An 11,912-nucleotide genomic window follows, 5' to 3' on the forward strand; every position below is an offset into this window, starting at 1 on the left:
CGTTACCGCAGAATAAAAGCTGTATAAAGCACGTCAGTGACGACCTGTTTTGGTTGTCCGGCAACGAGCGGCGCGGCCAGCGTCTCTTTAATGGCGGCAATCAGTTTTTGTTTGCCAGCTTCTGTTGAGAGCTCGGCGGCATTCTGGCGGGAAAACAACAACAGCAGACGGCTGCGCACTTCCGGCAGATATTCATTTAATCGCGCGCGCGTCGCTTCGTCTTTCAGACGCAGGGTCACGCCGATATACAACACGCGATCCGCATCGCCCAGATTGACGGTAAACGTATCCAGCGCAAAAAATACCGGCGCAGGCGGCGGAGCCGGTTCTGCTTTAGCGTTCGTGGTCGGTTGCTGCTGCATACGCCAGTAGCTATAACCGGCGGTCGCGCAGGCGGCGAGGGTAATCAACACCAGCAAAGGTATCCAAATCGAGCGTTTGCTCTTTTTGTTAATCGCGGAGTCAGTCATCTGATACGGGCTTCCTGTTTCGGTACTGCTTATTGGCTGATTATCCCGTGTCCTGTCCACGACAAAGCGTGGAAAAGACGCGGATAATCATGCTACCTCTGGCGTTAGGCGAAGATATCCACTGCGCCATTGCCGCGCGCGGCGGCCTGAAGTGAGGCCGGCGCCGCTAACGCTATGTCATCTTCAGCGCCAAACGCGTCCGTGTGTTGGGCGCGGGCAGACTGCTGTTGCGACGAAGACTGCTGCTGTCCGGCAAAGCTTTCGCTACTGATACTGCTTTGTCCCAACTGAATGCCGCTTTCCGCCAACTGAGTGCGCAACATGGGCAGGGCGGCTTCCAGCGCGGCGCGGACATGGCTGTGCGGCGATACCATCTGGAGCTGCGCCTGATTGTCATCCAGCTTGAGCGAAATATGCACCTGACCTAACTCTTCCGGATGCAATCGAAGCTGCGCGCTTTGCTGTCCCTGACGCGTAAATAACATGACCTGCTGACTGAACGTTTGCTGCCATTCATGGCTGCCTAACGGCGCGCTGAGTACCGGGGCTGAGGCGACAGGTAGCGGTTGCGGTTGCGCCGTGGCGCTGCTGAGCGTCGGCATTGCCGCGCCATGCGTTACTGGCGCGGACGGGCTATCCACCTCCACTTTCGCGCTGGTTGCGGCGGCAGCGACCACCAGCGGCGTCAGTGCTGGACCCGTGGCGCGATCGTCGCTGGCGCGCGCAAGCGACGCCTCGGTTTTCCCTTTTTCATGCTCGCTAAAAGAGAGCGTATGTGTCTCTTCCTGCGGCGCCGATGGCATGTCGCCGCGCAACAGTGACGGCAAGGCGATGTGATTTTCAGCCGGCGTCTCTCCGGCGACAGGCGTCGCGACAGATTGTCCGGGCAGCATGGCGAATAAGGCGCTCAGACTGGCAAGATCCTCATCGCTCAGCGCGGGCGTTTTCTCATCATGCTGCGCCGTTTTACTCAATGCGGCCAGAGCGCTGGTTTTCAACGATGGCGTTAGCGTAGACAGTAGATGCTGCGCTTGTGTCAGATCGGTAAGCGTTTCATCCGTCGCATTCGCTTTTTGCGCCAGCAGGTCGGCAAGCTTCACCGCCTGGCCCGGCTCGCCATGTTGGGTCAGTAACTCTTTCGATAATTTGCCGCCTGCCGCCTGTAAATCGGCCAGCGTGATGCGGGCGTCTTTGCCCTGTGCGCCGTCTGCGCCTAACGCGCCCGCCAGGAGCGCCAGAAAGTCCTCGGCTGAACCGGTGGTTTTTCCTGACGTCAGACCCGCGGTCATGTCGGTATCGGTGGTGATCAGTTGGGGCAGGGTGATCATTCGGGTTTCCTCATTGCTGCACGCTGAGCAAATTCATCCATCTTTTTCTGATCCATGCGGTTTTCAGCTAACAGCGCTGCCGCGGTTTGTCGGTCCTGTAAGGTTTGCCAGGCCTGAAGTCGCTGCTTTTTCTCACGCCAGCTCTTCAGCGCCAGGTCGACTTTTTGCGTCCACTGCGTAAGCTGGAGGCGATGCTGCTCTATCGCCTTTTCCAGTGTCTGAATAAACTGCTGATAGTTGATCCAGCGATTACTGGCGATGCCGTTGCCCATATCGGTGTTCAAATTACTGCGATACTCATTCTGATAATCGATCAGCATTTTGAGCTGTTCTTCCGCCTGTTGGCAGCCGCGACGCATTTCGCCCAGTAAACGCGCCGCGTCATCTACCTCTTTTTCGGCCAGATCTTTGAGTGTTTCCAGAGCGCCATGTTGTGCCATGATCGTCGCCCTCCTGCTTTATCACACCGTCGGGAAAATTAAATCGAGCGCCTGCAGAGAGTCCTCCCAGTCGGCCCGTTCAAAAATGCCTTGCTGTAAAAACGCTTCCAGTTGCGGCCATAAGGTAATGGCTTTATCGAGCATCGGATCGCTACCTTTGGCATAAGCGCCGACGCTGACCAGATCGCGGTTACGCTGGAAACTGGAAAGCAACTGTTTAAATAGCCGTACCCGCGCATAGTGCTGCTCGGTAATGAGCGCGGTCATCGCCCGGCTGATTGACGCCTCGATATCAATGGCCGGATAGTGCCCGGCCTCCGCCAGACGGCGGGACAAGACAATGTGCCCGTCGAGGATTGCGCGTGCCGAGTCGGCAATGGGATCTTGTTGGTCGTCCCCCTCGGTCAACACGGTATAAAACGCGGTGATAGAGCCGCCGCCATGGATACCATTACCGGCACGCTCGACCAGCGCCGGCAGCTTTGCGAACACCGAGGGCGGATAACCTTTGGTGGCTGGTGGTTCGCCGATTGCCAGCGCAATTTCACGCTGTGCCATCGCATAGCGCGTCAGCGAATCCATAATCAGCAACACATGCTGTCCGCGATCGCGAAAGTCTTCGGCGATGCGGGTGGCATAGGCGGCGCCCTGCATTCGCAGCAGCGGCGAGACATCCGCCGGGGCGGCAATCACCACCGAACGCGCGCGACCGTCGGGGCCGAGAATATTTTCGATAAAATCTTTAACTTCGCGGCCACGTTCGCCGATAAGTCCCACGACAATCACGTCCGCCCGCGTGTAGCGCGCCATCATGCCAAGCAGAACCGACTTACCGACGCCGGAACCGGCAAAGAGTCCCATACGCTGACCGCGCCCTACGGTTAACAACGCGTTGATAGCGCGTACGCCGGTATCCAACACATGTTCGATTGGCGTTCGCTGTAGCGGGTTAAACGGCGGCGTGATTAACGCGCCAGTTTCCAGCGTATCCGGCGCAGGCAGTCCGTCGAGCGGTTTACCGCCGCCATCCAGCACCCGACCAAGCAAGGCCGGGCCGAGCGGTAGCTGTTTGCCGCTTTGCAGACCGTCGCCATGCCCGTTACGGGCGTAAACGCGGGCACCGGGCAGAATGCCTTCGACCTCTTCCAGCGGCATTAAAAACAGACGCTGGCCGTTAAAACCGACGACTTCCGATTCCACCTCTTTGGTTTCAGGGCCGTCCTGGCGCTCAATAATGCAGGTGGCGCCCAGCGGAAGCTGGAGACCGGTGGCCTCCAGTACCAGGCCAGTGGCGCGGGTTAAACGTCCATAACGACGCACCGCCGGCAATAACGCCATTTTTGCTTCAAAGTTGTCGAGCGCGGTAAGCCAGCGGGTCAGACGCGTGGTCATCAGAGCACTCCCGGCGCCGCCAGGCGACACAACTCTTGCCAGCGAGTAGCGACGCTGGCGTCCAGATCGCCCTCATCGGCGGAGACTTTACATCCGCCGTGATGCAACGTTGGATCGCCGCGCAACCGCCATCCGTGAAGACTGAGCGTGGCGCCCAGCATCTCTTCCACCCGCTGTAAGTCGTCCGGATGCACGCGCAACTGCGGCTTGCCGCTAAAGAGCGGCTCTTGCTGCAACAGTTGTTGGATCTGTTTAATCAGCGCCGAATTGTCCACCGCCGGCGTTTGGCCGATGACCTGACGTGCGGCCTCCAGGGCCATTTGCATCAGCCGTGAGGCGATAACGCTATCGAGCGCGTCAAGCGTGTTCTGAAACTCGCTCACTAACTGCTGCATACGGGCATGAATCGGCGCCTGCTGCGTCTGCGCCTGGGCTTGTCCTTGCTCCAGCCCCTGCGCTAACCCTTCCTGATATCCCTGCGCGTGTCCTTTTTGCCGTCCCTCCGCCAGCCCGGCATTATAACCTTGTTCATGGGCCTGTATTTTTAGCTGCGCCAGCTCCTGCTCCAGCTGCTGTTCGGCAGTGAGTTCGGGCTCCGGCGTATCGTCTGTCAAGGTCACGTTATCAGCCTCAACCGGCACAAACGTCTCCGGCGGCGGGGCGAGATCGTCGGGGGTCCAGACTTGCCACGGCAATTCATTAGACATAGGTATCCTCGCCGCTGCCAATCACCATTTCGCCGGTTTCCGCCAGACGACGCACAATAAGCAGAATTGCTTTCTGCTCGTTTTCCACCTGAGACAGACGAACCGGGCCACGGTTGGCAAGGTCGTCGCGCAGGATATCGGCGGCGCGCTGGGACATATTGCGCAGGAACTTCTCGCGTAATGGCGGTTCGGCGCCTTTCAGAGCGATCAGCAGCGATTCGGAATCCACTTCCTGCAGCAGACGCTGGATACTGCGATCGTCCACATCCACCAGATTTTCGAACAGGAACATCTCGTCGATGATTTTCTGCGCCAGTTCGCCGTCGAATTCGCGCACAGCGGTAATAACCGCTTCTTCCTGCTGCGTTTTCATCAGGTTGATAATTTCCGCCGCGGTTCTTACGCCGCCCATTTTGCTGCGTTTCAGGTTCTGACCGTCGAGCAGGCCATTCAGCACTTCGGTCAACTCCGCCAGCGCCGCCGGCTGTACGCCGCCAAATGTCGCGATACGCAGCATCACATCATGACGCAGACGCTCGTCAAACAGCGCCAGAATATCGGCGGCCTGACTGCGTTTGAGGTGGACCAGAATGGTGGCGATAATCTGCGGGTGTTCGTCGCGAATCAGGTCGGCGGCGCTCTGCGGTTCCATAAAGTTGAGCGTTTCGATACCGCTGGTGGTATCGCGCGTTTCCAGAATATCTTCCAGCAGGCTGGAGGCGCGTTCTTCGCCCAGCGCTTTAACCAGTACGGAGCGCAGGTATTCGTTGGCGTTAATATTCAGCGCGGCGAACTGCTCCGCTTCTTGCTCAAACTCTGATAGTACGTCCGTCAGTTGTTTGTTGGAGATCTGACGCACGTTAGCCATCGCCGTACTTAGCGCCTGCACTTCGCGGGTGGAGAGGTGTTTAAACACCTCTGCCGCCCGGTCTTCGCCAATGGTCATCAACAAAATGACGCTTTTATCGGTACCGCTAAGATTACTCATGATCGTTACTCATCCACTGGCGAATGACCAGCGCCACCACGCGCGGATCGTTGTCTGACATTTCGCGAATACGCTGGCTCATCACCTCAGCGCCCAGACGCTGGTTAGCCCGGCGTTGCTGGAGCTGCTCGTCTTTGCTAAGGCGTACTTCCACGGCTTCTTCGGTTTCCTGACGAACCTGCGCCTGTTCCTGCGCCGCTTTCGCTTCTTCAACACGGCGCGTCAACTGCGGACGTACCGCTTTGCGCCACAGAATCCAGGCCACCACCAGTACCAGCAACCAGCGACCTGCCGCGAGCAACTGATCGATAAAGGACTGCTGTTGCCAGAAGGGCAGTTCGCCGCCGGTGTTATCCACTGCGCTAAACGGTGAATTCACCACGTTTAGCGTATCGCCGCGTTTATCAGAAAAACCCATCGCTTCACGGGTTAAATCCTCGATCTGTTTCATCTGATCGGCGGTCAATGGCAGCGGTTTGCCGTCCGCCAGCGTTTTGTAATTCACCACGACGGCCACGGAGAGACGCTCAATATCGCCCACATTCATTTTGGTGTGACGAATGGTGCGGTCCACTTCGTAGTTACTGGTTTCATTACGCTGTGTATTGCGCGGGCCAGCGCTGTTACTGTTAGTACTGGTGCTGGTTTGTGGCGTATTCTGCGCGTTTTGTTGATTGGTCGGCGGCGTGGCGATCGGCGCCTCGTTAGGCGGCGCTGGTTGGTTCGACAGCGCGCCAGGCACGCCGCCGGGATAGCCCGCGCCTACCTGTTCGCTAATATTCAACTGACGTGAACGCAGGGTGGCCTTCGACGCATCGCCGTTCGGGCTGTAGTGCTCTTCCGTCTGTTCTTTATTGGCAAAATCCAACTGGGCGGTTACCTGAGCGTGAACATTACCGTTCCCGACGATAGGCGACAGAATGGCTTCGATACGGCGTTGGATGCGGCTTTCCACATCATTAGCAAATTTTAATTGCGCGTCATTAAGGTCGCGACCGCTGGTATTGGATTGCGTGAGCAGATGACCGGATTGATCGACCAGAGTGACGTTTCCTGGCGGCAAACCGGCGACAGCGCTGGAAACCAGATGTACCACGGCGCTAATTTGTCCTTCATCCAGCGCCCGTCCCGGTTCCAGTGTGACGGTGACGGAGGCGGAAGGGGATTTTTGTTCCCGCACAAATAGCGACGGCTTTGGCATCGCCAGGTGAACACGGGCGCTTTTTACCGGACCCAGCGTCTCGATCGTCCGGGCCAGTTCACCTTCCAGCGCGCGCTGATAATTCACCTGCTCGCTGAACTGACTGATACCGAATTTTTCCTGATCAAGCAGTTCAAAGCCTACCGCGCCGCCTTTAGGCAGCCCCTGCTGCGCCAGACGCAGACGCAGTTCATGCACTTTGTCGGCGGGCACTTCAATCGCGCCGCTGCCATTGGCAAAGCGATAGGGGATATTCATCTGGGTCAACTGCGCGACGATCGCGCCGCCGTCCTGATCGGAAAGGTTGCTAAATAGCGTGCGGTAATCGGGCGTTTTGGCCCACAGCACCATCGCAACGACGATCGCCACGGCAGCGGAACCCGCTACAATTAACGGAATTCGGGGATTCGCGCGTAGGCGATTAAGCCACTCGAGAGGTTTAGGTTGGGTTGCAGTCGATGCAGTCGCACTCATCTCGCACCTCGTGACTGATCGTGGACGGCGTTTTTTGCAAAGTGGAACAAGACTCACTCCCGGGTCAGCAAACTCGAAAAATTGACGGTCTCATTATTTGTGGTTTCGAATTTTTCTATGCGCTAAAAACCGAGGTTTTTTATCGTTATTTAACGCCTTTATCTTATTGACAAACTGGTAATCTCTGCTGCGTAAAAAATCATCCAGGGGAATAGCATGGCAGCAATACAGGGGATTGAAGGGGTTATTAGCCAGTTACAGGCGACGGCGATGGCCGCGCGCGGGCAAGACACGCACTCGCAGTCGACGGTGAGTTTTGCCGGCCAGCTACATGCTGCGCTGGATCGTATTAGCGACAGACAAACGGCGGCGCGCGTTCAGGCAGAAAAATTCACTCTGGGTGAGCCGGGCATTGCGCTTAATGATGTAATGGCCGATATGCAAAAAGCGTCCGTCTCCATGCAAATGGGGATTCAGGTGCGCAACAAGCTGGTCGCCGCGTATCAGGAAGTCATGTCCATGCAGGTTTAAGCCAGAGCTGACAACACATCCGCAGCGAACTCCCGGGCGCTTACCTACGTCAGCGGCGGGGGACGCGACGCCCATGCAACCAGTGCGTGATTATGTGGGCTTGTTTTTGCGAGGCGCGCTCATTTTATTGATAAGCGGGTTGCACATTGTTGCAGGGACTTATTAAAAATAGGGTACGCCTGTTTACTGACGCCATTCATTCCTACTATTCGTTCTGACGCTATTGTCATTGAGTTTGCAATCCAGAATGTTCCTGCAATATATGCGCCGTTGCGATAATACACGGTAAATTCTTTATTAATGCCTGGAATATCTGTTTCATGGAGATCCAGTATATACCCATACGGGGACAGATTATCAGCGAGACAGCGGGCAATGGCGCTCGGATGTGCATTGACCACTGTGACGGGTGAGTAACGGGCAGCGGCAAGACAGACGACTCCAATAATGGAGATGAAAATAAATTTTATCATTTTTTTGGCTTCTGCTGTGCATAAATAAATCATCACCTGATAATGTCAGTGAGTAAAAATATAAATACCTGATAGTCTTTTATGACGTAGAGGGAAAATAATAATTGTTTTATGTTTTGCTTAAAATAACCCTGGATTTTTCATCGGCTCAGACAAAATTAAAACGGTATACGTTATATAATAGATTTATGCCACGGCGCACAAGACGACCTTGTCTGATTTCTTTTATGCGTTGTAGATTTTTGCCGGTTATGCCGTAAAAAGGTCTCCCGCCGTAACGTACAGCGGGAGTATGCGTTTATTTTTGAATCAGATAACGAATTGTCGGGCCATCCTGCTGGATATCCAGCACCGTATAGCCGTGATTGCGCGCATCCAGTGGAATATTATTAATGGACTGCGGACAGTCGCTCACCACCTCCAGGATCTCCCCTTTTTTTAGCTGCGGCATCGCTTCCAGAGTGGCGACCGCCGGGTACGGACAAGGTTCGCCAACCATATCCAGACGGTAATCAGGGACGATATTTTTCATACAGATTCCTTAGCAGGCGTCAGCCCCGCACGGCGGAAAAAACGTTTTTCCCAGCCGATAATTAACATCAGCGCGGCAAATAATAACAGGTAGGTGACCAGCAGACCGCCCAGCGGACCAAAGGTATTCAGCAGGTTAACTTTATCCCAACTGGTCGCCAGCGCGGGCGCGAAATCATCCCAGTAGTAAGCCAGGATGGTCGAACCGATGACATTGCCGAGGCCCACCCACCAGTAATGCACCTGGCCTTCTACGGCGCGGTACATCCAGCCGGTTTCGCAGCCGCCCGCCAGCACGATGCCAAAACCGAACAGCAGTCCGCCAATGACCGCATTCGGGCCAGCCCACATAATTTTAGGTGCAACGCCCAACTGCACGTAGCTGAAAATACCAATGGCGCTGACCGCCATGCCGAAAATAATCGCTTTCGCCATATGGGCGCGTCCGGAGATCCACAGATCGCGAAAGGCCGAGGTAAAGCAGATTTGCGCGCGCTCGATCAGTAGCCCAAACCCGACGCCGAACAGCATCGCCAGCCCCAGTTTCGGCTGATGCATTGCCGTTAATAACGCCCAGCCAATCATGCCGATAAAGACCAGCATACCGAGCCTGAAACGCCGTCTTGCCTGATCCGGTTTCTGCGTCAGTGGTGAAGCCGCGGAGACCTTCTGCATTTTCACCGGTATGCGAAATATCGGCAGCAACGTAAAGCGGGCGCCGAACCAGGAGCCGATAGCGGTCGCCAGCGCAAAGAACCACGCGTGTAGGGAGAACTGCGGGATCCCGGTAAAAAAGGCGGCCAGGTTACACCCCATCGCCAGACGCGCGCCGAAGCCAGCGATCATGCCTCCGACCACCGCCTGTACGATACGGATTCGGCTGCGCGGCATACGCAGTTTTACGTTGTTGGCCCACAGCGCCGCGGCGAAACAGCCGCCGAACATGCCGAGGATCATCATGCCGTCGATACGCGTCAGCGGCGTACCTTCCAGATGAATCAGCTTGTAGTAGCCCCACTGTTCGGCATGAACGCCAAAAAGCTGCAAAATTTGCCCGCCCCAGCGGGTAAATTCGCCCGTCACGGCCCAGAACGTGCCGGTGATGCCAAAATAGTAGGTAGAGAGAATACCGGCTGCGATCACCGCAGGGGCCGGCGCCCAGAATTTAATTAACCAGGTTTGCTTGAAGTGTTGCCATGACATGTGTTTAGCCTCTGAACTCAGAAGGTGTGAAACAAGAAGTGCGCATACTACACCGATCACAGAATTTGCCTACACCTAATAAGCGGTAATACCGACTGGATCAAATTGCGGTCAGCGCCTGGAAAGGCTGGCGGCGTCAGGGCTTTAATGCCACAATTCCTCTTTCTTCTGATGCAGGATGAATGATGAAAAAAGTAGCGATCGTTGGCGCATTGCTGGTTCTGGCCGGATGCGCCGAGGTGGAAAACTATAATGATGTGGTGAAAACGCCCGCGCCGGCCGGTCTGGAAGGGTACTGGCAGTCAAAAGGCCCACAACGTAAGCTGGTGAGCCCTGAAGCTATCGCCAGCCTGGTAGTGACTAAAGAAGGCGATACGCTGGACTGCCGCCAGTGGCAGCGCGTTATTGCTCTGCCGGGCAAGCTGACCATGCTCTCCGATGACTTAACCAATGTTACGGTTAAGCGTGAGCTCTATGAAATTGAGCGCGACGGGAATACCCTGGAATATGATGGCATGACGCTGCAACGGGTCGCTCGTCCGACGCCGGAGTGTGCCGCCGCGTTAGAAAAAACGCCGCTGCCGACGCCGCTGCCGTAATTTCGCTTCCCGGCAGCGCTCTGCCGCCGGGAACGCTCATCACACGTCCTCAATGACCCACACGCTGACGCTGCCTGCGTTGCAGAAGAACGTCGCTTCGCCTTGATCATTAGTTACAACATGCTCACTGCGGTTTCCCAGAAAATCACGCCAGGTCTTGTTAGCGTAATTGTCGCCGAGCAGGAGGGTTTTTTCACCGTCGTCGCCATTGGAAAGTATGACCACACAGCCTGGATTCTCTTCAGTACCGCTGCGACTAAAGGCGATACAGTTAGGATGATCGAAAAAGAGAGTTTGTATACCGTGCGCAAAACGCTGACGAGCGAGGATCAGCCGATCCAGTTGGTTAATCACCGGCATGTCGACCCGACAGGTCTCGCCATTTTCGCCGCTATCCTCATAGCTGGCGCCGTATAAATCGGGATAAAACACCGACGGCACGCCGTTTTCACGCAGCAGGATCAGCGCATAGGCCAATGGTTTGAACCAGGGTTCTACAGGCGCTTCCAGCGCCTGTAACGGTTGTGTATCGTGGTTAGCGACCAGCGTCACCGCATGAAAAGGGTCGGCTTCTACCAGCGTGCCGGTGAAAATGTGGCGCATGTCATACTCCGCGCCCTGGCGCGAGGCCTCGTGAAATTTCATCTGCAACGGCGCGTCGAACAGCATGGTTTTCCCGTCGACCTGATCGATGTACGTTTGCAGTTTATCTACTTCATGCGACCAGTATTCTGCGACAATAAACAGCGGTTTTGGTGCAACCGCCTGTACATGCTCAATCCATTCTTTATAAAACCAGGCGGGTATATGTTTTACCGCGTCCAGGCGAAAGCCGTCACAGTGGGTTTGTTCCATGACCCAACGAGCCCAATATTTAATCTCTTCCGTAACCGCGTGATTGCGAAAATCGATATTTTCACCCATCAGATAGTCGAAATTACCCATCTCATCATCAACCTGATCGTTCCAGCCATCGCCGGTATAGTCATTGACGATCTTAAAAATGCCGTCTTCGTCGGGATTCTCGATGTGATCAATGCCGCTGAAACAGTGATAGTCCCAAATAAAGTTGGAATACTGGCCCGCGCGGGCAGGGAAGGTGTAGCGCGTCCAGCCTTCGCATTCAATGATGTTGTCATCGATTTGCGTGCGGTCATCCTGATTCACGCGCTGAACGCGAATACGTTCTTTTTCGTCTGCCCCCCATTTTGTGATTCACGACGACGTCGAGCAGCACCGCAATATTATTTTTTTTGAGCGCGTCTATCGCCGTCAGTAACTGGCGTTTATCGCCGTACTTTGTCGCGATAGTTCCTTTTTGGTCAAATTCGCCGAGGTCAAACAGGTCGTAGCTATCATAGCCTACGGAATAGCCGCCGGAGGCGCCTTTACAGGCGGGCGGTAGCCAGACCATATTGATACCGATATCATTCAGCCCATCAGCACGTTCCGCCAGCTCAGGCCAGAGTTTACCGCCGTCGGGATAATACCAGTGGAAGTACTGCAATAACGTGGGGTTTTTCATCTTCCGTGCTCCAGAAGTCGTTTAGCCGACCTCTGGAGTATGGAAGAATT

The 11,912-nt window shown here is 55.5% G+C and carries 12 protein-coding genes and 1 pseudogene; 2 read left to right on the forward strand and 11 right to left on the reverse strand.

The genetic code is table 11. The features are described from left to right. Positions 1-2 precede the first annotated feature (2 nt). The 7 genes from fliL to fliF form a co-directional block, all read right to left on the reverse strand. Positions 3-470, reverse strand: coding sequence for a flagellar basal body-associated protein FliL (fliL, locus tag LDB27_RS08725; protein WP_000132169.1), 468 nt, complete (start codon positions 468-470; stop codon positions 3-5). 104 nt (positions 471-574) lie between these two features. After that, on the reverse strand, positions 575-1,798 hold the full coding sequence (gene fliK / locus LDB27_RS08730) for a flagellar hook length control protein FliK (RefSeq protein ID WP_000631679.1): 1,224 nt from the start codon (positions 1,796-1,798) through the stop codon (positions 575-577). Beyond that, a complete protein-coding gene (gene fliJ / locus LDB27_RS08735) occupies positions 1,795-2,238 on the reverse strand; it encodes a flagellar export protein FliJ (RefSeq protein WP_000046981.1) in 444 nt (147 codons plus the stop codon). The genes fliK and fliJ overlap by 4 nt, the downstream gene beginning before the upstream one ends. 21 nt (positions 2,239-2,259) lie before the next feature. Continuing rightward, a complete protein-coding gene (gene fliI, locus LDB27_RS08740; RefSeq protein ID WP_000213257.1) occupies positions 2,260-3,630 on the reverse strand; it encodes a flagellar protein export ATPase FliI in 1,371 nt (456 codons plus the stop codon). After that, a complete protein-coding gene (gene fliH, locus LDB27_RS08745; RefSeq protein WP_000064158.1) occupies positions 3,630-4,337 on the reverse strand; it encodes a flagellar assembly protein FliH in 708 nt (235 codons plus the stop codon). Before fliH ends, fliI begins: the two co-directional genes overlap by 1 nt. Further along, complete coding sequence (fliG, locus tag LDB27_RS08750) at positions 4,330-5,325, reverse strand: flagellar motor switch protein FliG (RefSeq protein ID WP_000067735.1); 996 nt, start codon at positions 5,323-5,325, stop codon at positions 4,330-4,332. Before fliG ends, fliH begins: the two co-directional genes overlap by 8 nt. Next, positions 5,318-7,000: a flagellar basal-body MS-ring/collar protein FliF gene (gene fliF / locus LDB27_RS08755; RefSeq protein WP_001276832.1), complete on the reverse strand. Its 1,683-nt coding sequence runs from the start codon at positions 6,998-7,000 to the stop codon at positions 5,318-5,320. Before fliF ends, fliG begins: the two co-directional genes overlap by 8 nt. 216 nt (positions 7,001-7,216) lie before the next feature. On the opposite strand from fliF, the gene fliE reads away from it, so the two are divergent. Continuing rightward, positions 7,217-7,531 (forward strand): flagellar hook-basal body complex protein FliE, encoded by a 315-nt coding sequence (gene fliE, locus LDB27_RS08760; protein ID WP_000719037.1) that lies wholly within the window; start codon positions 7,217-7,219, stop codon positions 7,529-7,531. Positions 7,532-7,650: 119 nt separating this feature from the next. Here fliE and LDB27_RS08765 read toward each other — a convergent pair whose 3' ends face one another. The 3 genes from LDB27_RS08765 to yedE form a co-directional block, all read right to left on the reverse strand. Next, positions 7,651-8,037 (reverse strand): hypothetical protein, encoded by a 387-nt coding sequence (locus LDB27_RS08765; RefSeq protein ID WP_000639595.1) that lies wholly within the window; start codon positions 8,035-8,037, stop codon positions 7,651-7,653. A gap of 265 nt (positions 8,038-8,302) precedes the next feature. Then, complete coding sequence (yedF, locus tag LDB27_RS08770; protein ID WP_000790504.1) at positions 8,303-8,536, reverse strand: sulfurtransferase-like selenium metabolism protein YedF; 234 nt, start codon at positions 8,534-8,536, stop codon at positions 8,303-8,305. Further along, a complete protein-coding gene (gene yedE, locus LDB27_RS08775) occupies positions 8,533-9,738 on the reverse strand; it encodes a selenium metabolism membrane protein YedE/FdhT (protein ID WP_001531105.1) in 1,206 nt (401 codons plus the stop codon). Before yedE ends, yedF begins: the two co-directional genes overlap by 4 nt. Positions 9,739-9,923: 185 nt before the next feature. Here yedE and yedD point away from each other — a divergent pair, with 185 nt between their 5' ends. Then, positions 9,924-10,337, forward strand: a complete 414-nt coding sequence (yedD, locus tag LDB27_RS08780; protein ID WP_000754694.1) for a lipoprotein YedD — start codon at positions 9,924-9,926, stop codon at positions 10,335-10,337. A 39-nt stretch (positions 10,338-10,376) separates the two neighbouring features. On the opposite strand, the pseudogene amyA reads toward yedD, so the two are convergent. Then, positions 10,377-11,862: pseudogene (gene amyA / locus LDB27_RS08785) on the reverse strand (alpha-amylase). Between the last annotated feature and the right edge of the window lie 50 nt (positions 11,863-11,912).

It is taken from the genome of Salmonella sp. JXY0409-18, assembly GCF_020268625.1.
Taxonomy (GTDB): domain Bacteria; phylum Pseudomonadota; class Gammaproteobacteria; order Enterobacterales; family Enterobacteriaceae; genus Salmonella; species Salmonella enterica.